General features: G+C 70.6%; 22 protein-coding genes. 6 read left to right on the plus strand and 16 right to left on the minus strand.

Annotation, left to right across the window (positions count from 1 at the left end):
* Positions 1-15: 15 nt before the first annotated feature.
* A complete protein-coding gene (locus tag FK268_RS11620; protein ID WP_146434110.1) occupies positions 16-837 on the minus strand; it encodes an ABC transporter permease in 822 nt (273 codons plus the stop codon).
* The gene (locus FK268_RS11625; RefSeq protein WP_146434112.1) at positions 834-1,868 is read right to left on the minus strand and encodes an ATP-binding cassette domain-containing protein; all 1,035 of its coding nucleotides are present in this window, start codon (positions 1,866-1,868) and stop codon (positions 834-836) included. The genes FK268_RS11620 and FK268_RS11625 overlap by 4 nt, the downstream gene beginning before the upstream one ends.
* Before the next feature lie 102 nt (positions 1,869-1,970).
* Between FK268_RS11625 and FK268_RS11630 the strand changes: the two genes are divergently transcribed.
* Entirely contained in the window at positions 1,971-3,485 is a 1,515-nt protein-coding gene (locus tag FK268_RS11630) for an ATP-dependent DNA ligase (RefSeq protein WP_146434558.1), read from the plus strand.
* Here FK268_RS11630 and FK268_RS11635 read toward each other — a convergent pair.
* Genes FK268_RS11635 through FK268_RS11650 form a run of 4 tightly spaced genes read right to left on the minus strand, consistent with a single transcriptional unit; the run spans position 3,474 to position 8,956 of the window.
* The gene (locus FK268_RS11635; protein ID WP_146434114.1) at positions 3,474-5,033 is read right to left on the minus strand and encodes an AMP-binding protein; all 1,560 of its coding nucleotides are present in this window, start codon (positions 5,031-5,033) and stop codon (positions 3,474-3,476) included. The two genes, FK268_RS11630 and FK268_RS11635, sit on opposite strands and share 12 nt — an antisense overlap.
* A gap of 1 nt (position 5,034) precedes the next feature.
* Positions 5,035-6,678, minus strand: a complete 1,644-nt coding sequence (locus FK268_RS11640) for a GMC family oxidoreductase (protein ID WP_146434116.1) — start codon at positions 6,676-6,678, stop codon at positions 5,035-5,037.
* Positions 6,675-7,757 carry an acyl-CoA dehydrogenase family protein gene (locus FK268_RS11645; protein WP_146434118.1) on the minus strand — a complete coding sequence of 361 codons (1,083 nt, stop codon included), beginning with the start codon at positions 7,755-7,757 and terminating at the stop codon, positions 6,675-6,677. Before FK268_RS11645 ends, FK268_RS11640 begins: the two co-directional genes overlap by 4 nt.
* A 17-nt stretch (positions 7,758-7,774) precedes the next feature.
* Positions 7,775-8,956, minus strand: a complete 1,182-nt coding sequence (locus tag FK268_RS11650; RefSeq protein WP_146434119.1) for an acyl-CoA dehydrogenase family protein — start codon at positions 8,954-8,956, stop codon at positions 7,775-7,777.
* Between the two features lie 120 nt (positions 8,957-9,076).
* On the opposite strand from FK268_RS11650, the gene FK268_RS11655 reads away from it, so the two are divergent.
* Genes FK268_RS11655 through FK268_RS11665 form a run of 3 tightly spaced genes read left to right on the plus strand, consistent with a single transcriptional unit; the run spans position 9,077 to position 11,427 of the window.
* Positions 9,077-9,967 (plus strand): 3-oxoacyl-ACP reductase, encoded by an 891-nt coding sequence (locus tag FK268_RS11655; RefSeq protein ID WP_146434121.1) that lies wholly within the window; start codon positions 9,077-9,079, stop codon positions 9,965-9,967.
* 2 nt (positions 9,968-9,969) lie between these two features.
* Positions 9,970-10,743 (plus strand): glucose 1-dehydrogenase, encoded by a 774-nt coding sequence (locus FK268_RS11660; protein ID WP_146434123.1) that lies wholly within the window; start codon positions 9,970-9,972, stop codon positions 10,741-10,743.
* Positions 10,744-11,427, plus strand: a complete 684-nt coding sequence (locus FK268_RS11665; RefSeq protein WP_146434125.1) for a nuclear transport factor 2 family protein — start codon at positions 10,744-10,746, stop codon at positions 11,425-11,427.
* On the opposite strand, the gene FK268_RS11670 is transcribed toward FK268_RS11665, so the two are convergent.
* A complete protein-coding gene (locus FK268_RS11670) occupies positions 11,424-12,179 on the minus strand; it encodes an IclR family transcriptional regulator (RefSeq protein ID WP_146434127.1) in 756 nt (251 codons plus the stop codon). The two genes, FK268_RS11665 and FK268_RS11670, sit on opposite strands and share 4 nt — an antisense overlap.
* Positions 12,180-12,219: 40 nt before the next feature.
* Between FK268_RS11670 and FK268_RS11675 the strand changes: the two genes are divergently transcribed.
* Together FK268_RS11675 and dmpG are read left to right on the plus strand one after the other, a co-directional pair.
* Positions 12,220-13,128, plus strand: coding sequence for an acetaldehyde dehydrogenase (acetylating) (locus FK268_RS11675; protein WP_146434129.1), 909 nt, complete (start codon positions 12,220-12,222; stop codon positions 13,126-13,128).
* Positions 13,125-14,174, plus strand: a complete 1,050-nt coding sequence (gene dmpG / locus FK268_RS11680) for a 4-hydroxy-2-oxovalerate aldolase (protein ID WP_146434132.1) — start codon at positions 13,125-13,127, stop codon at positions 14,172-14,174. The genes FK268_RS11675 and dmpG overlap by 4 nt, the downstream gene beginning before the upstream one ends.
* A gap of 124 nt (positions 14,175-14,298) precedes the next feature.
* Here the strand turns inward: dmpG and FK268_RS11685 are convergent, their stop codons facing one another.
* Genes FK268_RS11685 through FK268_RS11725 form a run of 9 tightly spaced genes read right to left on the minus strand, consistent with a single transcriptional unit; the run spans position 14,299 to position 23,649 of the window.
* Entirely contained in the window at positions 14,299-14,487 is a 189-nt protein-coding gene (locus FK268_RS11685) for a ferredoxin (RefSeq protein ID WP_068571241.1), read from the minus strand.
* 20 nt (positions 14,488-14,507) lie between these two features.
* Positions 14,508-15,293, minus strand: a complete 786-nt coding sequence (locus FK268_RS11690; RefSeq protein ID WP_146434134.1) for a 2-keto-4-pentenoate hydratase — start codon at positions 15,291-15,293, stop codon at positions 14,508-14,510.
* Positions 15,294-15,336: 43 nt separating this feature from the next.
* Positions 15,337-17,427, minus strand: a complete 2,091-nt coding sequence (locus tag FK268_RS11695; RefSeq protein WP_146434136.1) for an acyl-CoA dehydrogenase family protein — start codon at positions 17,425-17,427, stop codon at positions 15,337-15,339.
* A gap of 19 nt (positions 17,428-17,446) precedes the next feature.
* Positions 17,447-18,520 carry an MlaD family protein gene (locus tag FK268_RS11700; RefSeq protein ID WP_146434138.1) on the minus strand — a complete coding sequence of 358 codons (1,074 nt, stop codon included), beginning with the start codon at positions 18,518-18,520 and terminating at the stop codon, positions 17,447-17,449.
* Complete coding sequence (locus FK268_RS11705; RefSeq protein ID WP_146434140.1) at positions 18,517-19,545, minus strand: MlaD family protein; 1,029 nt, start codon at positions 19,543-19,545, stop codon at positions 18,517-18,519. Before FK268_RS11705 ends, FK268_RS11700 begins: the two co-directional genes overlap by 4 nt.
* Entirely contained in the window at positions 19,542-20,624 is a 1,083-nt protein-coding gene (locus FK268_RS11710; RefSeq protein WP_146434141.1) for an MlaD family protein, read from the minus strand. The genes FK268_RS11705 and FK268_RS11710 overlap by 4 nt, the downstream gene beginning before the upstream one ends.
* A complete protein-coding gene (locus tag FK268_RS11715) occupies positions 20,624-21,616 on the minus strand; it encodes an MlaD family protein (protein WP_231707060.1) in 993 nt (330 codons plus the stop codon). The genes FK268_RS11710 and FK268_RS11715 overlap by 1 nt, the downstream gene beginning before the upstream one ends.
* Positions 21,613-22,617 carry an MlaD family protein gene (locus FK268_RS11720; protein ID WP_146434145.1) on the minus strand — a complete coding sequence of 335 codons (1,005 nt, stop codon included), beginning with the start codon at positions 22,615-22,617 and terminating at the stop codon, positions 21,613-21,615. Before FK268_RS11720 ends, FK268_RS11715 begins: the two co-directional genes overlap by 4 nt.
* Entirely contained in the window at positions 22,618-23,649 is a 1,032-nt protein-coding gene (locus FK268_RS11725) for an MlaD family protein (protein ID WP_146434147.1), read from the minus strand. It abuts the gene before it with no gap.
* Position 23,650 lies beyond the last annotated feature (1 nt).

Here is a 23,650-nt window from a genome sequence, read left to right on the forward strand (position 1 = left end):
GTCACGAGCGAGGGATCAGCGTGCGTTGCGGATGTAGGCGCGAACCGCGAGCGGCGCGAAGACCGCGATGATCGCGAGCGCGCCGACGAGGCTCCAGACGACGTGAGCGCCGGCGTGGCCGGTGTTGCACAGTTCGCGGATCGCCGAGACCAGGTGGCTGACGGGGTTCACGTTCACGAAGGCCTGCAGCCAGCCCGGCATGGTGTTCACCGGGACGAACGCGTTGGACAGGAAGGTGAGCGGGAACATGATCATCATCGACACGCCCTGCACGGCGGTCGCCTTCTTCATCAGGCAGCCCATGAGCGCGAAGATCCACGACACGGCGAAGCTGCAGAACAGGATCAGCGCTGTGGACGCGACGACGCCGACGGGATCCGGACGCCAGCCCATCGCGATGCCCACGGTGAAGGTGATCACGGTGGCGATCAGGTAGCGGACGACGTCCGCGAGCAGCGCGCCGGCGAGCGGGCTGATCCGGGCGATCGGCAGCGACCGGAACCGGTCGAAGACGCCCTTGTCCATGTCCTCGCGGAGCTGGGTGCCGGTCACGATGGACGCGACGATGACCGTCTGCACGAGGATGCCGGGGATGATGACCGGCAGGTAGCTGTGCACGTCGCCGCTGATCGCACCGCCGAAGATGTACGTGAACATCAGCGTGAAGATGACCGGCTGCAGCACGACGTCGAAGAGCTGCTCCGGGTTGTGCCGGATCTTGAGCAGGCCGCGCCAGCCCATGGTGAAGGACTGCCGCACGGTCTCGGCGAGCCCGATGTGGTTCGGTGCCGCGCGGTCCGGGGTCCGGCCCGGCGCGCGGGTGATGGTGGTGGTCATGACGCCTCCTGGGCGGAATCGGTGGTGGCCGAGCCGTCGCGACTGTCGTCGGGTCGGCCGGTGAGGGTGAGGAAGACCTCGTCGAGGCTGGGCTTGGACACCGTGATCTCCTCGACCGCGACACCTTCCTCGCGCAAGGCGATGAGCAGATCGGGCACGAGGTCGGGGCGGTGCAGCGGGGCGGTCACGCGGGCCGCTTCCGGGCTGAACGCGGCCGTCTCGGAGAGGATCCGCTCGACGGTGCGCGCGACCGCCGGTGCGTCCGCGCGGTCCGCAGGGGTGAGCTGCAGCGTGGAGGAGCCGACCGAGGCCTTGAGCTCGTCGGCGGTGCCGTCGGCGATGACCAGGCCGTGGTCGATCACCGCGATCCGGTCGGCGAGCTGATCGGCCTCGTCGAGGTACTGCGTGGTGAGCAGTACCGTCGAGCCCTGCGCCACGAGGTCGCGGATGGTGTCCCACATCTGCGAGCGGGTGCGCGGGTCGAGGCCGGTGGTCGGCTCGTCGAGGAAGAGCAGCGGCGGGGTGTCGATGAGGCTCGCGGCCAGGTCGAGGCGCCGCCGCATGCCGCCGGAGAACTCCTTGAGCGGACGATCCGCGGCCTCCTCGAGACCGAAGGAGTGCAGCAGCTCTTCGCCCCGGGCACGGGCGGCCGCCCGGCTCTTACCGAGCAGGCGGCCGAACAGCACCAGGTTCTGGCGCGCGGTCAGGTCCTCGTCGACCGAGGCGTACTGACCCGTGACGCCGATCAGCGAGCGCACCGTCGTCGCCTCGGCGACCACGTCGTGCCCGAAGACCCGGGCGCTCCCGGCGTCGGGCTTGAGCAGGGTCGCGAGCATGCTGATGGTGGTCGTCTTGCCGGCGCCGTTGGGGCCGAGGACGCCGTAGACGGTGCCGGTGGGCACCTGGAGATCGACGCCGTTGACGGCGCGGGTCGCACCGAAGTGCTTGACCAGGCCACGGGCGTCGATCGCGAGGTCGGTGGGGGAGGACGGGCTCTCGCCGGTCCTCATCTGTGTGATCGTCATGGTCATCACGATGCAGCGCCCCGCTGTCGTCGAGCTGTCGTGATGCTGACGCCGCCTGTCGTCGCCGGTCGCGCCGCGGATGTCAGGGCTGTGCGCCACAATGACGAGATGCTGTTCGCCGAGGTCGTCGCCGCCTCCACCGAGGTCGCGGGCACCCGGTCGCGCACCGCGAAGATCGCCGCGCTGGCCGCCCTGCTCCGCACCGCGCAGCCCGCGGACGTGCGCGCCGTGGTCGCCTGGCTGTCCGGGGAGCTTCTCCAGGGGCGGCTCGGAGCCGGGTGGCGCACCGTCGCGCGGACCGTCGACGGCCTGGCCCCCGCGGTGGAACCCACTCTGACCGTGGCGGAGGTCACCACCGCCCTCGACGAGCTGGCCGGGACGTCGGGTGCGGGCTCGGTCGCCCGACGGGACGCCGTCCTCGCCGGGATGTTCGGGCGCGCGACGGCGGAGGAGCAGCGCTTCCTCATCGGGCTCATCACCGGCGAGCTGCGCCAGGGCGCCCTCGCGGGCGTGGTGACCGATGCGGTGGCCCGCGCCGCGGAGGTACCGCTCGAGACGGTGCGCCGCGCGGCGATGCTCTCGGGCTCGCTGCCCGACACCGCGGCCGCGGCGCTCCGCGGCGGCGCGGACGAGCTCGCGGGATTCGGTCTCGAGCTGCTGCGCGGTGTCTCGCCGATGCTCGCTTCGCCGGCCGAGGATGTGGCGTCCGCGCTGGCGGACCTGGGGCCGGATGTGAGCGTCGAGTTCAAGCTGGACGGCGCGCGGATCCAGGTCCACCGGCGGGGCGACGAGGTCCGCGTCTACACCCGCACACTCCGCGACATCACCGATGCGGTGCCCGAGATCGTCGCGCTCGCCCGGGAACTGCCGTGCCGGTCCGTCGTGCTCGACGGTGAGTCGCTCGCGCTGACCGACGCGGGGCGGCCGCGGCCCTTCCAGGAGACGATGAGCAGGTTCGGCGCGGCGGAGGGTCCCGCGGTGTTGCGGCCCTTCTTCTTCGATTGCCTGCACCTCGACGGTCGCGACCTGCTCGACGAGCCGCTGTCGGTGCGGCTCGAGGCCCTCGAGGAGGTGGCGGGTGCGCTGCGCATCCCCGCCCTGACCAGGCCCACGCTCGACGAGGCCTCGGCGCAGTACTCGGCGGCGCTCGCCGCGGGGCACGAGGGCGTGATGGTCAAGGCGTTGGATTCGCCCTACGCCGCGGGCCGCCGCGGTCGGGCCTGGCAGAAGGTCAAGCAGACTTTCACGCTGGACCTGGTGGTGCTCGGCGCCGAATGGGGCTACGGCCGCCGCACGGGACTGCTGTCGAACCTGCACCTCGGGGCTCGCGACCCGAACGGCGGCGAGCCGATCATGGTCGGCAAGACCTTCAAGGGCCTTACGGACGCGCTGCTGCGCTGGCAGACGGACGAGTTCCCGCTCCACGAGGCGTCACGGGACGAGCACACCGTGTACCTCCGGCCTGAGATCGTGGTCGAGATCGAGCTCGACGGCGTGCAGGTCTCGCGCCGCTACCCGGGCGGCGTGGCGCTGCGGTTCGCACGGGTCCTGCGCTACCGGCCGGACAAGACCGCCGCCGAGGCGGACACGATCGACGCGGTGCGCGCGCTGCTACCCGGGTAGCGGATCGGTGGCGTCGATCCCGTCGGCGACCAGCGCACGGCGGAGCACTTTGAACGACGGGGTGCGGGGCAGCTCGTCGACGATGCGCACCCTCCGCGGGAACTGCCGCGGGCCGAGATCCGGTTGCGCCCCGAGGAAGTCGGCGAGCTCCTGCGCGGACAGCGCTGCCCCCGGACGGAGAACGAGGGCCGCCGCCACCTGGTCGCCCACGCGATCGGGCAGCCCGTAGACGGCGGCCTCCGCGACGGCCGGATGCCGCAGCAGGGCGCGTTCGATCGGCGCGACGCCCAGGTTCTCCCCGCCCACCCGCATCCAGTCACCGGTGCGTCCGGCGAAGTGCACGTACCCCGCTTCGTCGACGTAGGCGAGATCGCCGGTGCGATACACGCCGCCGTCCGCGCGCGCCGCATCCGCGGCGGGATCGTTGTAGTAGCCCGAGAAGCCGCCCGTACCGGCGGTGTTCACGAGCTCACCGATCGCGTCGTCCGCGTTGAGCAGCGTCCCGTCGGGAGCGGTCCGGGCCCGCGGACACTCCTGCGTCGTCCCGGGCTTCCAGACGGCGACACCGTCTGGCAGGGGCCCCAGCGCATCCGGCGGCGTGTCCGGCGTGCGGGCGATGGCGACGCCGTTCTCCGACGAGCCGTAGCCGTCCTGCACGTGGCAGCCGAATCGTGCGGCGAACGCGGCGATGTCGTCGGCGCGGCCCTCGTTGCCGTAGAGCACCCGCAGGGGATTGTCGGCGTCGTCGGGCCGTTCCGGCGTGGCGAGGATGTACGACAGCGGTGTGCCCACGTAGTTCGCGTAGGTGGCGCCGTACCGCCGTACGTCGGGTAGGAAGGCCGAGGCGGAGAACCGTTCCGCGAGGGCGATGGTGGCTCCGGCCGCGACAGCGACCGCCCAGCCGGCCAGGAGCGCGTTCGAGTGGAACAGCGGCATCGCGATGTACGCGGTGTCGTCGCCGGACAGACGGAACCGCTGCGCCAGCATGATCCCGGCGCCCGTGAACTTGCCGTGCGTCGCCTGCACGGCCTTGGGTTCGCCACTGGTCCCCGAGGTGAAGACGAGGGCGAGCAGACTGTCGGGCGTGACCCCGGCGATCGGCACGGGCGCGCCGGCGTGGTCGTCCAGCAACGCCGCCCACCGCGGACCGTCGAGATCGATGACGGGGACGCCGAGATCGAGGCCGTCCACGAGCGCGGCGTGGCGGCCCTGCGTGAGCACGACGCCGCAGTCCGCCAGGGCGACGTCCCGCGCGAGCGCCTCCCCGCGACGGGTCGGGTTGAGCCCCACCACGACCGCGCCCGACAGCGCGGCGGCGCCGAGCAGGAAGGAGAACTCGGGGACGTTGTCCGCGAGAACCCCGACGTGCGGTGGAGCGCCGTCGGGCAGGAGCTCCCGCAGCACGGCGGCGCGGACGGAGGACTCGGTGACGTGCTCCGTCCAGGTCCACACGCGATCGCCGGCTCGCAGGCCCGCACCGGGATCGCCGGCACGGGCACGGAGCAGGTCGGCGACCGTCGGAAGTGTCTGGGAGCCCGCGCCGCTCATCTCAGGCGCCGAGGAACCGCGCGCACATCTCGCCGATCATGTACGACGGCGCGTTCGTGTTGCCGCCGGTGATGGACGGCATGATCGAGGCGTCCGCGATGCGCAGGCCCTCGATCCCGTTGACGCGCAGCTGCGGATCGACGACCGACCGCTCGTCGGTGCCCATCCTGCAGGTGCCCACCGGGTGGTACACCGAGTGCACGCGGTTCGGCAGCTCGCGGCGCAGCGCGGCGTCGTCCATGAAGGAGGCGCCCGGGGTGAACTCCTCGCTCACCATCGGCGCGACCGACGGATGGCGCATCACCTCGCGGATCATGCCGATGCCCTCCATCAGAACCTCGGTGTCCTGGGGATCGGAGAGGTAGCCCGGGTCGATCAGGGGCTGCTCCAACGGATCCGCGGAGTTCAGGCGCAGCTCGCCGCGGCTCTGCGGGTAGATGAGCGTCGGCAGGATGGTCAGGCCGGGGCGCGGGTCGACCATGTGCAGCTTGTCGGCGTCCTGGTTCGGCGTCGGATAGTTCCACGGCAGGCAGTGGATCTGCAGGTCCGGGATGTTCTTCGCGTACGAGGTGCGCACGAAGGCGGCGGCGTCGAAGACCGTGTTGGCCATGAAGCTCTCGCCGGGATTGCGCCACTCCTGAGCCAGGCCCTTCGCGAAGTAGGCGGGGGTGCCCTTGTGCACCGCGTCCTTCATGAGGAAGGTCAGCGGGACGAAGAGGTGATCGTGCAGGTTCTGGCCCACCGGGAGGTCGGCGTGGACGTCGATGCCCTTCTCGCGCAGGTGCGCACCCGGTCCGATGCCCGAGAGCATGAGGATCTGCGGCGTCCCGATCACGCCACCCGAGACGATCACCTCGCGGTTGGCGCGGATCGTGGTGACGGAGTTCCCGTCGAGCACCTCGACGCCCGTGGCACGACCGTTCTCGATCACCACTCGCTTGACGTGGGCGTTCACGTGGACCCGCAGGTTCGGCCGGGCCTCGCGCAGGTAGCCGTGCGCCGAGCTGAACCGCGTTCCGCCGGAGGCGCTCTGCTGGAAGACGCTGACGCCCTCCTGTGACGGACCGTTGTAGTCCTCGATGATCGGCGTGTTCAGGGTGGACGAGAGCGCCCGCATGTAGGACTTGGTGGCCGCGGTGAGGTGGCGCTGGCGGGTGACCTCGATGGGACCGCCGGTGCCGCGCAGGTCGGTGGCGCCGTCCTCCCAGTTCTCGAGCCGCTTGAAGGCGGGCAGGACGCCCTCGTAGTCCCAGCCGGTCGCGCCCTCGGCGGCCCACGAGTCGTAGTTCGCGCGATTGCCGCGCACGAAGAGCATGCCGTTGATCGAGCTCGAACCGCCGAGGATCTTGCCGCGGGTCATCGGGATCCGGCGGTCATTGGCGAACTTCTGGGGGACCGAGTACTGCTTCCACGCGACCCGGGACTTGAGCTGCGGCACCGTGTGGACCATCGAGATCATGCCCGGCACCTGGGCGAGCCGCGTGTTGTCGTTGCGGCCCGCCTCGAGCAGCGCCACGGTGGCCCCGGTATCGGCGAGCCGGCCGGCCACCACCGAACCGGCGCTGCCGGAACCGATGACGACGTAGTCGACGGCCTCGTTCGGCGACAGGGCGGTGGTCGCGGTCTTGTACGGCTTGCGGATCATGCGGGGTTCCTTCCGGCGAGGGTCGCGCCGAGGGCGCGGAGATGGGCCGTCGCGCCGCCGAGCGCGAACTCCGCGCGCTTGGCCGCCACGAAGTAGCGATGGGTGGGGTGATCGGTGTCGATGCCGACGCCGCCGTGCACGTGGACGGTGGTGTGCGCCACGCGGTGTCCGGCCTCGGCGGCCCAGAACTTGGCGGTCGCGATCTCCGCCTCGGCGTCGAGGCCCTCGGATTCGCGCCAGGCGGCCTCCAGCACCGTGAGGCGGACGGCTTCGACATCGATGTAGGCATCGGCGAGACGTTGCCGGACGGCCTGGAAGCTGCCGATCTGTTTGCCGAACTGCTCGCGGGTGCGGGCGTAGTCGGCCGTCAGTTCGAGGGCGCGCTCGGTGATGCCGGCCTGGAGGGCGCACCAACCGATGGTCGCGAGGCGGCGTGCCCGCCCGGGGGTGTCGGCGGCGCCGAGCCGCGCGGTCGCAGGCAGGTTCAGCGCCTCGGCCTCGACGAGGGCCGTGTCGGTGCCGTTGCCCACGTGCTGGCCGGTGATGCTCACGCCCGCGGTCTCCCGCGGGACCAGGAACAGCGCCGGTCCGTCCGCCGTCACGGCCTCGATCAGCAGCAGATCCGCGAAGGAGGCCGACGCGACGGCTGTCTGCGCCCCGTCGAGTCGCCAGCCGTCGGCGGCGGGCCTGGCGGTGAAACCCGTCAGGTCGTCGCCGAGCGCGATCGCGGCCGTCGCGGTGCCGCGGACGAGCGGCACGAGCCACTGCTCGAGCTGGTCGGGCGTACCCGCGCCTGCGAGGATCTCCCCGGCGACGAGGATCGAGTCGAGGTACGGCGCGGGTGCGACGGCGCGCCCGAGTTCGGCGAGGACCGCGGTGTGCGCGAGCAGGCCCAGGCCGCCGCCTCCGACCGTGGAGGGGAGAGCGGCGTCGAGCACGCCCGAGCGGGCGAGCGCGGCCCACAGCTCCGGATCGAGCCCGGAATCGGTGGGGCGCGGCGTCTTCGCCGACCAGGATTCGACGATGCGCCGGGTGAGGTCGGCGAGGTCGGTCCGGGCTTCGGGGACGGTGAAATCCATGTCTTCTCCTTGACGTCCTAGCGGCTGACGGGGAGCCGCAGGCCGGCGCCGGCGATCAGGTCGCGCTGGATCTCGTTGGTGCCTCCACCGAAGGTGAGGATCAGCGAGCTGCGGTGCAGGCGTTCGATGCGGCCACGCAGCAGCGCGCCCGGCGAACCCGCGCGCACGATGGCGGCGGTGCCGAGCACCTCCATGAGCAGCCGGTACCCCTCGGTCGCGTACTCGGTGCCGAAGACCTTGGTGGCGGAGGCGTCGGCGGGGCCGAGCTCGCTGTGGTCCGCGGCCCAGGCGATCTTCCAGTTGCGCAGCTTGAGGTACTGGGCGTGCGCGTAGACGCGGGCGAGATGCGTGCGCACCCACTCGGCGTCGATGACGCGGGAGCCGTCGGCGAGCCGCGTGTTCTGGGCCCAGAGCCGCACCTGGCGCTCGGAGTCGAGCAAGGGGGCGGCGGAGGTCAGTGCGACGCGTTCGTGGTTGAGCTGGTTGGTGATCAGCTTCCACCCGCCGTGCAGTTCGCCCACGACCGACGTGGCCGGTACCCGCACGTCCTGGTAGTAGGTGGCCGAGGTGCCGGGGCCCGCGACGGTGTGCACCTTGGTCCAGGAGAAGCCCTCGGCGTCGGTGGGCACCACCATGATCGAGATCCCGCGGTGACGCTGCGCCTCGGGGTCCGTGCGTGCGGCGAGCCAGATGTAATCCGCGTACTCGATGAGAGAGGTCCACATCTTCTGCCCGTTGATCACGAAGTCGTCGCCGTCGCGGACGGCCCGGGTCCGCAGGGACGCGAGATCGGTGCCGGCCTCGGGTTCGGAGTAGCCGATCGAGAAGTGCGTCTCGCCCGCGGCGATACCGGGCAGCAACTCGGCCTTCTGCTCCGCCGTACCGCCGGCCATGATGGCCGGCCCCACCGTGTTGACGGTGAGGAAGGGGACGGGCACACCGGCGACGGCGGCCTCGTCGGTGAAGATCAGCTGGTCGAGCATGGGGCGGGCCTGCCCGCCGTACTCCTCGGGCCAGCCGATGGCGAGCCAGCCGTCCTTGCCGAGTGTGCGGGTGATCTCCTTGTAGACCTCCCCGTCGCCGTACTCGCCGCCGCTTCCGAGAAGTGCCTCGCGACGCTCCGGGGTCATCAGCTGCGCGAAGTAGCCCCGCAGCTCGGCCCGCAGCTCCTGCTGTTCCGGCGCATAGTCGATCCGCATGGCGTCACTGTAGAACAAGTTCTAGAAAAGTGGAACGAAACCGCGGTCTCGGCAGTATTTTCCTTGTCAGAGGGGCGCGTGCTCCGTAGCGAACAGGTTCTCGAAATCGAAGGGTGGCAGATGACGCAGGCAGACGTGGCGGGCCTCGACGGCAAGGTGGCGATCGTGACCGGTGCGGGGGCCGGCCTGGGCCGGGCCGAGGCGCTGGCGCTCGCCCGCGGCGGTGCCGCGGTCGTGGTGGGCGACGTCTCGCCCGCCGCCGAGGAGGTGGTCGCACAGATCCGCGCAGACGGGGGACGCGCAGAACTCGTGCTGGGCGACTCAGGCGACCGCGCGACCGCGGATGCGCTGATGGCGGCGGCCGAGGGGCTCGGCGGCCTGCACATCGTGGTCAACAATGCGGGCTTCTGTCGCGACAAGATGATCTTCTCGATGTCCGACGAGGAGTTCGACTCGGTGGTCCGCGTGCACCTGCGCGGGCACTTCCTGCTCTCCCGCAACGCGTCGGCGTACTGGCGGAACGCGGCCAAGGCGTCCGGTGGCGAGGTCTACGGCCGCGTGATCAACACCTCCTCGGAGGCCTTCCTCTTCGGCTCGGTCGGTCAGCCCAACTACGCTGCGGCGAAGGCCGGGATCGCCGCGCTGACCATCGCCACGGCGCGCGGACTGGGGCGCTACGGCGTCCGCGCGAACGCGATCTGCCCGCGGGCCCGCACCGCCATGACCGAGGGCGTCTTCGGCGACGCGCCCGACGGCACCGTCGACCCCCTGTCCGTGGACCACGTGGCACGGTTCGTGCGCTTCCTCGCCGGTCCGGAGGCCGCGAAGATCAACGGCCAGGTCTTCGTCGTGCACGGCGGCATGGTCGCCCTGATGGCGCCGCCCAGCCTGGAGGCGCGCTTCGACGCCGACGGCGGCCAGTGGGACGAGGCCGGTCTGGCCGCCGCGGTGGGCGGCTACTTCGCGGACCGCGACGACCGCATGTTCGTCGCAGCACAGTTGGAAGGGTGATCATGACGGACCGGACCGGAAGACTCAGCGGGAAAAGGGCGCTCATCACAGGCGCCGCGCGGGGGCAGGGTGCCGCCGTCGCGCGACGGTTCGTCGCGGAGGGTGCGCAGGTGCTCCTCGGTGACGTCCTCGACGAGCAGGGTGAGGCGCTCGCCGCCGAACTCGGCGACGCCGCGGTGTACCGGCATCTCGACGTGACGAGCGAGGACGACTGGGCCGCGGCGGTCGCGCAGGTGCAGGCCCGCTTCGGTGGGCTCGACGTGCTGGTCAACAACGCCGGCGTGCTGTTCTTCTCGGCGCTCGAGCAGACCGCCCTCGCAGACTACGAACGGGTGATCCGGATCAACCAGTTCGGCTGCTTCCTCGGGATGCGGGCCGCGGTGGAGCCGATGAAGGCCGTCGGTGGCGGGTCGATCGTGAACACCTCGTCGGTCGAGGGACTCGGGGGTATGCCCTACCTGACCGCCTACACGGCCAGCAAGTTCGCGATCCGCGGCATGACGAAGGCTGCGGCGATGGAGCTGGGGCAGTACGGCATCCGCGTCAACTCCGTGCACCCCGGCATGATCGACACCGCGATGGTCGCCGACGCCCTGGGCGGTAACGAGCCGCCCACCGATTGGCTCAAGCAGCGCCTGCCGATCGGGCGACAGGGCACCGCCGACGAGATCGCCTCGCTCGTGCTGTTCGTGGCCTCCGACGAGGCGAGTTACAGCACCGGTGCCGAGTTCGTGGCCGACGGCGGCGCGACCGCGACCCACGCGCTGAAGCTCTAGATGCCGGGCAGGGAAGCGATCCGACAGGTGGTGGAGGCCTCGCCCGCCGCCGTGGCCGCGCACGACAAGGACGCCTGGACAGCGCTGTTCGCACGCGACGGGGCCGTGCACGATCCGGTGGGGCCGTCGCCGCAGACGGATCCGGAGGCGATCGCGCGGTTCTACGACATGTTCATCGCCCCCAACACGATCGTCTTCGAGGTCGAGCACGATCTGATCCTCCCGGGCGAGCGGGAAGGCCTGATGATCCGCGACCTCACCGTGCACACCATCATGAGCACCGGTGTCACGCTGCACATCCCGATGCATCTGCGGTACACGGTGACCGACGGTCCTGACGGCCCTGCCATCACCGGTCTGTACGCGCACTGGGAGCTGCGCGGGATGATCGCCGCGCTCCTTCTCTCCGGGCCGCGTGGGCTCGCCGCGGGCGCCCTCCTCGGCCCGCGGCTGTTCCGCACCCTGGGCCCGCGCGCCGCGCTCGGATTCCTCGGTGGGGTGCGTGGCGTGGGCGGCCGCGGCCGCCGCCGGGCCGCCGAGCTGCTCCACCTGCGGGGACTGCAGGTGGGGAAGGTTCTCGCCTCGGGCCGGACGGTCACGGCCACCGTCTACGACGGCGCGCGCCGCGGCCTCGCCGTCGTCGACTTCACGGGCGCTGAGCCTGCGGTCGCGCTCCACGTCTAGTCGCGCGAACCCACCACGCGGGAGAGCGTGAGGGCGGCGGCGCGCACGGCGGGGGCCACGCGCTCGGGACGCATCCGACTGCTCCAGCCCGCGACCGAGATCGCGGCCACGGGAACACCGTCGGCGTCGAGGATCGGGCAGGCCACGCACACCGTGCCGTTGCCCGACTCCTCGCGCTCGTGCGCCACGCCCTCCTCACGCACCCGCTGGAGCTGGCGGCGCAGGATCGTGGGCGAGGTGATGGTGCGGGTGCTCAGACGCGGCATTCCGGCCGCGATCACCGCGTCGACCGCGGACTCGTCGGAGAACGCGAGGATCGCCTTCCCCACCCCGGTGGCGTGCGCCGGCATGCGTCCGCCGACGCGGGACGGGAGGTTCGGTGCGTCCGGACCGGGCAGGACCTCGAAGTACACGACCTCGGTGCCCTCGAGCCGGGCCAGGTGCACGGTGTTGCGGGTCGCCGAGCGGAGGTCCGCGAGGACCGGACGCGCCGCGTCGACCAGGTCGCGGTGTCCCGTGGCGAGTTGGCCGATCTCGAACAGGCGCAGCCCCAGCCGCAGATCCGTTCCCGAACGCTCCAGCAGGCCCGCGGCAACAAGGTGTCCCGTGAGCCGGTGCACCGTCGACTTCGGTAGACCGGTGCGCCGTGCGAGTTCGGAGACGCCGAGGCCGCCGTCGCCGGGACGATAGGCGGACAGCACTGCGGAGATCCGGTCGACGGTGGCGCCGTCGTTCCGCTCAGCGGGACACATGTCTTGAGTATGCGGGCCGCCGGGCGGCATCGTCATCCGTATGACGGAGAAGGTGACGGCGGCGATTGTCGGCCCCGGGAACATCGGCACGGACCTGCTGGCCAAGCTGCGGCGGAGTGAGCACGTGGACGTGCGCTACATGGTCGGAGTGGACCCCGAATCGGACGGCCTCAAGCGAGCCGCCGAACTCGGGCTCGAGACCTCGGCGGAGGGGGTGGACTGGCTCCTCGCTCGACCGGAGCCGCCGCAGATCGTCTTCGAGGCGACCTCGGCGAAGGCGCACCGCGCCAACGCGCCTCGCTACGCCGAGGCGGGCATCGTCGCAGTCGACCTGACCCCCGCGGCCGTCGGCCCGTTGGCCTGTCCGGTGGTGAACCTCGAATCCCACTTGGACGCGCCGAACGTCAACATGATCACCTGCGGCGGGCAGGCGACGATTCCGATCGTGCACGCCGTCAGCCGCGTCACCCCGGTGAGCTATGCGGAGATCGTCGCCTCGGTCTCGTCGCGGTCCGCCGGCCCCGGCACGCGTGCCAACATCGATGAGTTCACCGAGACCACCGCCCGTGCGATCGAGGAGGTCGGCGGCGCGGCCAAGGGCAAGGCGATCATCATCATCAACCCGGTGGAGCCGCCGATGATCATGCGCGACACGGTGTTCTGCGCCATCGATCCGGATGCGGACCGGGACGCCATCACCGCCTCCATCGAGAAGATGGTCGAGGACGTACAGGTCTACGTCCCCGGTTACACGCTCAAGGCACCACCGCAGTACGACGAGCCACGGCCGGGCTGGGAGGGCAAGGCGCGTGTCGCCGTCTTCCTGGAGGTCGCGGGCAACGGCGACTACCTGCCCACCTACGCGGGCAACCTCGACATCATGACCGCCGCGGCTGCGCGCGCGGGCGAGCTGCTGGCGCAGCGCATCCTGGACGGAGTGAAGGCATGAGCGGCATCAACGGCGAGCTCTGGAGCGATCCGAACCGCGACGTCCGCATCGTCGACACCTCCCTGCGCGACGGCAGCCACGCGATGGCGCACCAGTTCACCGAGCAGAACGTGCGCGACACCGTGCGCGCGCTCGACGATGCCGGCGTCTCGCTCATCGAGGTCACGCACGGTGACGGGCTGGGCGGCAGCACCTTCAACTACGGCTTCTCGCTGGTCGACGAGCGCAAGCTGATCGCTGCCGCGGTCGACGAGGCGCAGCAGGCGAAGATCGCCGTGCTCATGCTCCCCGGCCTCGGCACCGTCGAGGACATCCGGGTGGCGGCCGATCTCGGCGCCGGCGCGCTGCGCATCGCGACGCACTGCACCGAGGCGGACGTGTCCATCCAGCACTTCGGAGCCGCACGGGAACTCGGCCTGGAGACCGCGGGCTTCCTCATGCTCTCGCACATGTCCACGCCGGAGGCGCTGGCGAAGCAGGCGCGGATCATGGCCGACGCGGGCTGCCAGTGCGTGTACGTGGTGGACTCCGCCGGCGCACTCATCCTCGAGGACGCGGGCGAGCGGGTCGAGGCCCTGGTCTCCGAGCTCGGCGATGATGCCCAGGTCGGGTACCACGGCCACCAGAACCTCAGCTTCGGGGTGGCCAACTCGGTGCTCGCGTACCGCGCGGGCGCGAAGTGGATCGACGGCTCGCTGCTCGCGCTGGGTGCCGGTGCCGGCAACTCGCCCACCGAGGTCCTCTCGGCGACCTTCGAGCGCCTCGGCGTACGTACCGGCACCGACAAGGACGTGCTGATGGCGGCCGCGGAGGACGTGGTCAAGCCCTACATCACGCGCCTACCGGTGATGGATCGCAGCTCCATCGTGCAGGGCTACGCGGGGGTCTACTCCAGTTTCCTGCTGCACGCCGAGCGCGCCGCGGACCGCTACGGCGTGCCCGCGCACGAGATCCTCTACGAGTGCGGCCGCCGTGGCTACGTCGGCGGTCAGGAAGACATGATCATCGCGATCGCGGTGGAGATGTCCGAGGCGCAGAAGGTCTGACGGGAGGGCCCGGCGCCCCGTCGGGCCCTCCCACGGGGCTCAACAGCGCCAGCCCGTACCGAAACCCGCAGATGACGGTACGAGGCTGACGCTGTCGAGGCGGGGACGGCGTGAGGACGGGGTGTCAGTACTCGACGGTGATCGCCTGCGTGGGGCACTGGCTGACCGCGTACTCGATGTCCTCGCGGTCGGCGTCGGTGAGGCCCTCGTCGGTGGCCTCGGCGAAGCCCTCGTCGTTGACCTCGAAGACGTCGGGGCGGATGCCCTCGCACACGCCGAATCCGGTGCACGCTTCGCCGATGGTGATCTTCATGTTCTTCTCCGTTCGGGGGATCAGGGGGCGAGGACGGCCGTCACGGAGCCCAACGGCCCCATGTCGGCGACGATGATGTCTCCGGCGCGCACCGGCTCGGCGCGCGTCATCGAGCCGGGCAGGACGACGTGGCCGGGCTCCAGGGTGGTGCCGAGCGGCCCGACGGTGTTCGCGAGCCAGACCAGGGCGTTGATCGGCGAGCCCAGGACGGCACCGCCCGCGCCGGTGCCCACCTGCTCACCGCTGATCCGGAAGGTGCAGCCGACGGTGCGCAGGTCCACGTCCTCCAGGCGCGTGGGGCGGCTGCCGAGGACCACGCCGCCCGACGAGGCGTTGTCGGCGACGGTGTCGACGATCGAGATGTTCCAGTCCTTGATCCGTGAGTCCACGACCTCGAGCGCCGGGACCACGAAGTCCACGGCGCGGATCGCGTCGGCCACCGTGACCCCCGGCCCGCGGAGCTCGCGCCCGAGGACGAAGGCGATCTCCGGTTCGATGCGCGGCTGCATCCACGACGAGGTGTCGATCGGCATCTGCTCGAGGTGGAACATCGATGCGGTCAGATGTCCGAAATCGGGTTCGTAGACGTTCATCTGGCGTTGCATCGCGAGCGAGGCGAGCCCCACCTTGTGCCCCTTGACGGCATCGCCCGAGGCCTGCCACCTGCGGACCTGTTCCTGCTGGATCCGGTAGGCATCGGTGATGGTGGCCTCGGGGAACATGCCGATGATCGGGTCGATCGGCGCGCACGCGGCGTACGCGCCGAGGAGCGCGTCGGCGGCGGCGGAGACTGCGGAATCGTCCATGCTCGAATACTAGAACAGGTTTCAGTCGCGTGGTGCGGAACGATCAGGAGCGGGGGAGCCCGAGAAGCTGCTCGGCCGCGACGTTCCGCAGGATCTGCGACGTGCCGCCCGCGATCGACAGGCACCGCGTGAGCAGGAACTCGTACCGCGGATCCGCCGGGTCCTCCGGGCCCGCCACGGCACCGTCGGGCCCGAGGCGGCGCAAGCAGGCCTCGGCGACCGCCTGCCGGTGCTGTACGCCGACCAGCTTCCGCACGCTGGACGCGGCGCCTGGGTCCTGCCCGCCGACGCTCGCGATGACCGCGCGCAGGTCGAGCAGGGTGCACGACGCCGCCTCGGCGATGAGACCGCCGAGGGCGGCCAGGTCGGGCGACGGACCCGGGTCGGCGAGGAGGGATTCGAGGCGCACGCCCAGTCCCGAGCCGCTCATCGCGACCCGCTCGTTGGCGAGGGTGGTGCGGGCCAGGCGCCATCCGCCGTTCACCGGACCCACGACGCAGTCGTCGGGGACGAAGACGTTCTCCAGGAAGACCTCGTTGAAACGGACGTCGCCGGTGATCTCGCGCAGCGGCCGGACGTCGATGCCGTCCGAGAGCATGTCGACCAGGAAATAGGTGATGCCCTTGTGTTTCGGAGCGTCCGGGTCCGTGCGGGCCAGGCAGATCGCCCAATCGGCCTCGTGCGCGAGGGAGGTCCAGACCTTCTGTCCCGTCAGCGACCACCCGCCGTCGACGCGCGTGGCCTTGGTCCGCAGCGATGCCAGATCCGAGCCCGCCTCCGGCTCGCTGAACAGCTGGCACCAGCTGATCTCGCCGAGCAGGGTCGGCCAGACGAAGCGCTCGGACTGCTCGGGTGTCCCGTGTTCCAGGATCGTCGGCGCCGCCCAGGCCCCGATCACCAGCGTCGGTCGTTCGACGCCCGCGGCCTCGAGCGCACCGTCGAGCACCACTTGCTCGGCGGGGCCGGCACCACGCCCGTACGGGGGATCCCAGTGCGGCACCAGCAGCCCGGATTCGGCGAGCGCGCGACGCTGCTCGCCGGCGGTCATGGCGGCTATCCGCTCCGCTTCCTCGGCGGCCGCACGATGGTCGCCCTCGACCTCGTAGTCCAGCCCTCGCCGGACACCGGCGAGCGCGAGTTCCGCCGCACGCGTGCGCCATCCGGGCGTATCGCCGACCAGTGTCCGGAGGGCGACGGCGCGGCGCAGGTACAGGTGGGCGTCGTGCTCGAAGGTGAACCCGATGCCGCCCAGCACCTGGATCGCGTCCTTGGCGTTCTCCACGGCGGCGTCGAGTGCTCCCGCGGCGGCGACTGCCGCCGCCAGGTGGTGCTCCGCGCCCGCACCGACGGACCGTGCCGCGTCCCAGGCCAGCGCTGCGGCCTGCTCGGAGCGGCAGAGCATGTCGGCGACGATCTGCTTGATCGCCTGGAAGGAGCCGATGGGCTTGCCGAACTGCACACGGACCTTCGAGTACTCGGCGGCGGTGCGCAGAGTCCACGCGGCGACGCCCGCGGCCTCCACGGCGGCGAATGCGGCGAGCGCCGCACGGGCGTCGTCGGCGGTGACGCCGGGGATCCGGGTCGCCTCGTCGAAGTCGGGTTCCTGCAGGTGGATCCGTGCGAGTGGGCGCGAGGTGTCGAGGCCGGGCAGCGGTTCGACGGTGACCCCGGCGGTGCCGGGCGGGAGGAGATGCCAGGCGCCCGAGGGGGATTCGAGCAGCAGGTGAGACTGCGGGGTCGCGTCGGGCGCGAGGGATCCATCCCCGTCGATGACGAGCGCCGCCCGTGCCTCGCCCGCGGCGAGATCCGCACGCACCGTGCCGAGCCGGTCGGTGCCACCGAGGTACTGCTCCAGCAGCACGCCCACCGCGACGGTGCCGGTGACGGGGCCGGGTGCGAGGACGGCGGTCGCGGCCTCGACCGCCACCGCGGCGTCCTCCGCGGTACCGCCGAATCCGCCGAGCTCCTCGCTCAGCGTGATGCCGAAGACCCCGATGTCGGCCATGCCGCGCCAGGCCTTCTCGACGGCGCCGGCATCTCCGGAGCGGACCGCGTCGACGGGGTGCGCGCGCTCCGCCCAGTCGCGGATCGAATCGGCGAGGGCGGTCTGGACATCGGTGATGGCGAGGGCCACGGTTCTCCTTCGGCTCGCGTCAGCGGGGCTGGGCGGGGGTGCTGGACGGTGCGGTGCTGCCGGACGCCGCCGCCGGTTTCGCGCTCGACGGTGCTGCGCCGGGCGCCGGCTTGGTCGAGGACGGCGAAGCGGCGCTGGAGTCCGACGGGGCCGCCAATCGCAGCGTGACCGCGCCGGAGCGACCGCGGACCGAGGCGAGCGCCGTGTCGAGCAGTTGGCCACCGTTGATGGTGGAGAGCGGCTCCGCCATCGCGCGGACCGAGGGGAGCAGGAGCTCGGAGAGGTACTGCACGCTCGGCGCGGCCCCGTCCTCGAATCCCTGGATCACCTTGAACAGCTCCAACATGCCGTCCTTGATCACGTTCGGGTAGTCGCCCTTGCTGATGTAGGAGACGGAGAAGGGCGCCATCTCGCCATAGCCCTTCCCGAAGGTGCGCAGCGGCCGGTCGAGGCTGAGCAGCAGCGCTCCGACGTCCGTCGCGCGGGGCGTGATCGAGTTGAAGGACTGGAGGAGATCCTTGATGTCGGGCAGCTGCCGCAGGATCGAGGTCGCGGAGAGGACCGCGCCCGCGTCGATGGTCGGGACCGTCTGCTCACGATCGGGGAGGGCCTGGTCCGCGCGGGCGAGGAGCCGCTGCACGGTTCCCGGGTCGAGCTGCTTCATCAGGCGGGACAGGGAACTCGACAGCGCGCCGACGGTGGCGTCGGCCGTGTCGACGACGCCCTCGAGACGGGCTCCGTCCGGGATGGCGGCACCGTCGCCCTGGGCGATGGTGAGGTAGGTCTCGCCCAGTCCCGAGAGGTTCTGGACGCGGACCTTGGCGCCGTTCGTGATGCGGGTGTCCTTCGCGTAGCGCACCTCGACCTCGACACGGTCGGCGTCGACCGTGAGTCCGCGGACTTTGCCGACCTCGACGCCGCGGTCGAGGACCCGCGAGCCCGGCTGCAGCCCGTTCGCATCGGTGAGCTTGATGTACGCGGTGCGTTCGCCCGAGGGGGAGAACCATTGCACGCCCTGATGGCCGAGCAGGAGCATCGAGACCACGACCAGCGCGATGAGGCCGAGGGTCGAGGCGATTCCGGAGCGGGTCATCGTGCCTGTCCGATCAGTCGCAGCACCTTGAGGGCGCCGGGGGAGACGTCCTGGCCGGCGGTGTTCGTCACCGAGTCGATCCGGACGATCGGCTTGTTAAGGAACGGGACGAGGTTCTTGTTCACCAGGATCGAGCCGCCGTGGATCGCCGATCCCAGCGAGACCATGTCCGCGGTGAGCAGTTCGAACAGGTCCGAGGAGGAGTTCATCAGCGGGATCAGCCACGAGCCCTGCTGCAGCATGCCGCCGACGGCGGGGAGCAGGACGCCGATGTTCGACATCAGCTTGCCCTGGTTCGACCAGTACTTCAGGTGGTACGGGCTCAGGGTGTCCTTGAAGTTCTTCTCCTGCTTCGCGATCCGATCGGCCATATCGGTCGCCGAGTCGAGCAGACGGTTCACCTCGGCCGTGTTCGCGCCGATGCCGGTGACGTCCCGATTGAGCTGCGCGGAGAGCATGTCGAACTGGGGACGGTCCTTGGGCAGCGCGGTGTTCAGGCGGGTGATCGTCTTGCTGACGTCCTGCACCGAGCCGCTGCCGAAGTAGTCGGCCAGGATGGTGAGCGTGCTCTCGACCGAGCGGGGCGGACTCGTCTGCGCCAGCGGCAGGACGGCACCGGCGCGGAGCGGGGTGGCGTCGCCGGTGGACTTCTCCGGCGTCTCCAGGCGGACGTAGGCCTCGCCGAGCAGGGTGTCCTGCAGCACGGAGGCGTGGATGTCCGAGGGGAGGGAGACCGTCTTGTCCAGCCGGACCGTGACGGTGGCCGCCTCCTCGCCCAGGGCCACGGCCTTGACGCGGCCCACGGTGAGGCCGCCCAGCGAGATCCGCGCACCGATCGGCAGATTCAGTACGTCGGCGAACTGCAGCTTCACCTCGTACTGGTCGCTGTCGGCCAGGGGATTGCGCATGTCCATGTTGGCGGGGCTGACGCCGCAGCCGGCGAGCGCGAGCGCCGCGCCGACTACGATCGCCGCGGACACCCGGCGGGGGAGCCAGCGCACGGCGCTGCGGGTGCGGTTCATCATCGGCCTCCCTGGAAGGGCAGTCGGAGCAGATCGACGGTGGCGGCCTGCGCTTTGCCCGCGACCACCGCGCAGCTGCCCGGCGCCTGTGCGTTGATCTGTGCGCACAGGGCGTTCGGATCGCGGGTGGCGACCGTCGTGACGGGCACCCCCGCCACCGTGGTCGGCGTCTCGTCGCCCCGTGGGAGGTACGGCGCGATCTGCGATCCGAAGACCGGCAGCAGGCGGGTGAGCGCCTCGTTGGACTTGACGCCGGTGGCGGCGAGCTTGACGGCGTCCGCCGCCATCGTGCCGCCCGGCCGGAGGATCTGACCGTAGCGGCGCATCATGTCGTCGCCGACGAGGAAGAAGACGGGCAGCGTCTGGAAGATCTCGGACACCGCGGGGAAGGTCACCTTGCCGTACTGGTCGAGGACGTTGCCCACGTGCTGCAGGGTGAGCAGTAGTTCGCCCCACTGCTGGTCCATGCTCTGCATCAGCGGGCGGACATTGCTCACCACGGTGGTGACGTCGCCGAGGAATCCGGCCGGATCGCTCAGCAGGGTCGAGAGATTCGTCAGGGACCGGGCGGCCTGGGGCGGCACCGACGGGCCCACCTCGGTGTCGAGGCGGGTGAGCAGCTTGCCGAGGTCGGCCGAAGCGCCGCCCTCGGTGACCGAGTCGACGAGTCGGGTGGCCGCGGAGGTGGTCTCCGAGATCGACTTGGGCGTCGCGCTGTTCGCCCGCGTGATGCACGTGCCCGGGTTGAGGGTGGCGCCGGAGGAGTAGTTGCCGACCAGCTCCAGGGACCGGTCGGCGAGGATCGACGTCGATCTGGTGACGGCCTTCACCGAGGCCGGCAGCGTGCGGCCCGCGACGTCGAAGGTCACCTTCACGCCGTCGCCGGAGGGCTCGACCGCGCGAACGGATCCGATCTTCACGCCCATCTGAGTGACGTCGTTGTCCGGGTACAGGCCGATGCCGTCGGCGAGGTAGGCGCACTGGGTGCGCGTCGCGGCGGCGGCCGTCCCGGTCGCTGTGGGGACCAGCGGCGCGAGCAGCACCGCGGCTGCCGCGAGCAGGGAGATCCGTACAGGGCGCATCAGCAGCTCACCGTCGCCGTCGGGAAGCAGAGCCTGCTGGCGAGCACGGTGTCGGGCGACATGGGCTTGCCCTGCTTCTCCAGGTTCTTCTGCATCGTGTCGATCGCCTTCTGCAGTTCACCGATCATCGCGGGGATGGTCACGTTCGTCGTCTTCAGCGCCGTCTCCATCTTCGCGAAGGCGTCGCCCAGGGTGTCCCGGTACTTCCAGTACAGGTCGAGGAAGGGCTTGATCTTGCCGAACATCCCCGCGAGCCCCTGATACGCGACACCGAAATTGGCGGCGGTCTGGTCGAGGGTGACGATGGCCAGCGACGCCTTGTGGATCATGTTCATGATCGTCTCGCGCTGCTCGGCGAAACCGGTGGCGTACTGAGTGCTCACGTTGATGATGCGGCCGATCTGATCGCGCTGTTCGGTGAGCTGCCCGATCAGCGAGTTCACGCCCTCCACCACGTTGTCCACCGAGCCGGGGTTCGAATCGAGACCGGTGCTCAGCGCCTTGATCGACGTGGCGAGCTGCGTGCGGTCGACGGGCTCGAGCTTCTCGGGAGTGTCCTGCAGAAGGTCGCCGATGGAGTACGGAAGACTCACCCGGGTGCGGGGAACGGGCTTGTCGCCCAGCGCGGATCGGCCGGCCGAGGTCACCGCGACGTAGAAGCCGCCGGCGACGGTGAGCATCCGGACGGCCACCGACGTCTGGTCGCCCACGAAGACGGAGTCGTCGATGCGGGCCGTCACCTGCACGTCGTCCTTGCGGAGTTCGACCGCGGAGACCGAGCCGATGCGCACCCCCGAGGCGCGCACTTCCACGCCGGGTTTGATGAGCGCGGCGTCCTGGGTCACGAAGGTGAGTTCCTTCTGCCCCGGCGGGCGCAGGTAGACGTACGCGAGAGCGCCCGTGATCAGGAGGGCCACCGCCACGGCGATCGCACCGAGCTTGGTGCTCCGGTTGATGAGTCCCCGCCAGGGCGGGCGTCCGGTGAAGATCATTTCAGGCACACCGTCACATTCGTTCCGCCGGTCAGTACGGTCACCTTGTTCGGCAGTGGCGCCTCGCCCTTCGAGCAGGGCGCGGGCGGCGCCCCGAGCAGCGCCGAGACGCCGGTGAACAGGCCGGGAAGCTTGCTCATCGCCTGCACGGCGGCGCCCGGGTCCTTGAAGGGGGTGCGCACCAGCTTCTCCACGTCGAGCTCCTTCGAGAGTCCGAGCGCGGTCAGCACACGGTTGGTCGCGGCGCCGAAGCCCGGTCCGTAGGTGGCGGTCCGGCGGAACTCGTCCAGGTTCTCGAGCACCTTGGTCAGCAGCAGATCGAAGTTGACGATGAACTCGACCACCTGCGGCGAGTAGTCGTTGATCATGTTCGCGACGCGGGTGACGTTGTCGATCAACGTCTTGATCACCGTCTGCCGGTCGGCGAGATTGGCCGTGATCTTGTCGATCGCGCTGAAGGTCTGCGCCGCGGTCGTGTCGTCACCCTGCAGCAACCCCAGCAGGTTCCGGGTGAGCTCGTTGACGTCCTCGGGGCTGAGCGTGCGGAGCACCGGGGCCAGACCGTTGAACAGGGTCGTGATGTCGAACGACGGGGTGGTGCGCGCCATCGGGATCGACGTGGTGGGGGCCCCGCCGGCCGAACTGCCCGGCTGCACCTCGATGAACCGCTCACCCGTGAGGTTCCGGTACTTCACGGCGACGCGGGTGGTCGAGGTGACGGGGTGCTCCTTCTGCGCGGAGAAGCCGACGACCGCCTCGTTGCCGTTCCCGTCCGCCGCGCCGCGGACGTCGACCGAGGTGACCTTGCCGACGAGGACGCCGCGGAGCCGCACGTCGCTGCCCACGCGCAGACCGGAGGCGTCCGACAGGTGCGCCTCGTAGTCGCGCGTCTCACCGCCGGCCGGATTGCGCAGTGCCGCGAAGATCCCCACCGCGATGACGAGAGTGATGACGAGTGCGATCGCAAGGGTGATCGTGGCACGGGTGTTCTTGGCGCGCATCTATCGTCCCCCTTCCAGCACCGAGGCGGCGGCGGGGAGACGGTCCGCGATGACGTTCATGCGCAGTGCGGTGCCCTCCGGGACGGTGATGAAGGCGTTGTTCACGCCGGTGATCAGCGGGACGACCTGACGGGGCACGCTCACGGTGCGCATCACCTTGGTGGTGCTGTCCATGATGACCCGCAGCATGACGGTTCCGGGCTTGAACTCGGTCTCGTGCGAGCCGAACATGTCCGCCAGCGGCGTGAAGAAGCCCGTGCCGAGGAGTGTCGTCGTCTTGTCGATCTTGTCGTAGTTGTTGACCGTGTAGTCGAGCGTTCCCGCGGCCTCGCCGCCGCGCATCTGCGGCACGAACCAGCCCTCGAAGGCCCCTTCGACGAGCCCGGGCGCACCGTCGAGCGTGGTGCGTACCGTGCGCAGGGTGGTCCCGATCGGGACCTTCGTCGAGGCCGCGTTCTGCTGCTCGACGGCGAACGCGACCTGCAGCAGCGGCGTGATGGCCTGGGTGTACCGGGTGGCCTTCCTGGTCACGTCGATGAGCTTGGGCGTCATGACGCCGGAGACGGATACCGCACTGCGCGTGAGCAGGTCGGAGATCGTGTCGTTGCTGGAACGCGGACGGAGCGTGCTGCCGGAGCGCAGATCCGCTCCGCCCTGCCCCGGCACCAGCGCCATCTCGGTGACGCCGAAGTAGTTCCCGGGCTGGTACCGCACGGACAGGGAGTCGGTCAGTCCGCGGATGTTGTTGCGGTCCAGGCGGACGGCGACGCGGGCCTGCCCGGCGCGCGGAATGACGACGGACTGGACCTCGCCGATCGGCACCCCGCGCAGCGTGACCCGGGTGCCCTCCTTGACACCCGGTCCGACATCGGTGGACTCGACGGTGAGGGCGAGCCGCGGATCGGACGCGGGGATACGCGAGGAGATGAAGCCGGCGAGGGCGGCCACGAGGATCACCGCGATCGTCGCGGTGCCGACGGTGAAGAAGACGCGTTGTTGGCGGCCGGGTGTGCCACCGAGCAGTTCGTACATC

The organism is Tsukamurella sputi (genome assembly GCF_007858445.1).
In the GTDB taxonomy this organism is placed as follows: domain Bacteria; phylum Actinomycetota; class Actinomycetes; order Mycobacteriales; family Mycobacteriaceae; genus Tsukamurella; species Tsukamurella sputi.

Excerpts from the sequence above, each read along its gene's own strand:
- FK268_RS11725 (WP_146434147.1), bottom strand. The coding sequence starts at position 23,649 with ATGTACGAACTGCTCGGTGGCACACCCGGCCGCCAACAACGCGTCTTC.
- FK268_RS11705 (WP_146434140.1), bottom strand. The coding sequence starts at position 19,545 with ATGATGAACCGCACCCGCAGCGCCGTGCGCTGGCTCCCCCGCCGGGTG.
- FK268_RS11655 (WP_146434121.1), top strand. The coding sequence starts at position 9,077 with ATGACGCAGGCAGACGTGGCGGGCCTCGACGGCAAGGTGGCGATCGTG.
- FK268_RS11640 (WP_146434116.1), bottom strand. The coding sequence starts at position 6,678 with ATGATCCGCAAGCCGTACAAGACCGCGACCACCGCCCTGTCGCCGAAC.
- FK268_RS11660 (WP_146434123.1), top strand. The coding sequence starts at position 9,970 with ATGACGGACCGGACCGGAAGACTCAGCGGGAAAAGGGCGCTCATCACA.
- FK268_RS11620 (WP_146434110.1), bottom strand. The coding sequence starts at position 837 with ATGACCACCACCATCACCCGCGCGCCGGGCCGGACCCCGGACCGCGCG.
- FK268_RS11685 (WP_068571241.1), bottom strand. The coding sequence starts at position 14,487 with ATGAAGATCACCATCGGCGAAGCGTGCACCGGATTCGGCGTGTGCGAG.
- FK268_RS11625 (WP_146434112.1), bottom strand. The coding sequence starts at position 1,868 with ATGACCATGACGATCACACAGATGAGGACCGGCGAGAGCCCGTCCTCC.
- FK268_RS11690 (WP_146434134.1), bottom strand. The coding sequence starts at position 15,293 with ATGGACGATTCCGCAGTCTCCGCCGCCGCCGACGCGCTCCTCGGCGCG.
- FK268_RS11700 (WP_146434138.1), bottom strand. The coding sequence starts at position 18,520 with ATGACCCGCTCCGGAATCGCCTCGACCCTCGGCCTCATCGCGCTGGTC.
- FK268_RS11630 (WP_146434558.1), top strand. The coding sequence starts at position 1,971 with ATGCTGTTCGCCGAGGTCGTCGCCGCCTCCACCGAGGTCGCGGGCACC.
- FK268_RS11645 (WP_146434118.1), bottom strand. The coding sequence starts at position 7,757 with ATGGATTTCACCGTCCCCGAAGCCCGGACCGACCTCGCCGACCTCACC.
- FK268_RS11670 (WP_146434127.1), bottom strand. The coding sequence starts at position 12,179 with ATGTGTCCCGCTGAGCGGAACGACGGCGCCACCGTCGACCGGATCTCC.
- FK268_RS11635 (WP_146434114.1), bottom strand. The coding sequence starts at position 5,033 with ATGAGCGGCGCGGGCTCCCAGACACTTCCGACGGTCGCCGACCTGCTC.
- FK268_RS11715 (WP_231707060.1), bottom strand. The coding sequence starts at position 21,616 with ATGATCTTCACCGGACGCCCGCCCTGGCGGGGACTCATCAACCGGAGC.
- FK268_RS11665 (WP_146434125.1), top strand. The coding sequence starts at position 10,744 with ATGCCGGGCAGGGAAGCGATCCGACAGGTGGTGGAGGCCTCGCCCGCC.
- FK268_RS11720 (WP_146434145.1), bottom strand. The coding sequence starts at position 22,617 with ATGCGCGCCAAGAACACCCGTGCCACGATCACCCTTGCGATCGCACTC.
- FK268_RS11675 (WP_146434129.1), top strand. The coding sequence starts at position 12,220 with ATGACGGAGAAGGTGACGGCGGCGATTGTCGGCCCCGGGAACATCGGC.
- dmpG (WP_146434132.1), top strand. The coding sequence starts at position 13,125 with ATGAGCGGCATCAACGGCGAGCTCTGGAGCGATCCGAACCGCGACGTC.
- FK268_RS11710 (WP_146434141.1), bottom strand. The coding sequence starts at position 20,624 with ATGCGCCCTGTACGGATCTCCCTGCTCGCGGCAGCCGCGGTGCTGCTC.
- FK268_RS11650 (WP_146434119.1), bottom strand. The coding sequence starts at position 8,956 with ATGCGGATCGACTATGCGCCGGAACAGCAGGAGCTGCGGGCCGAGCTG.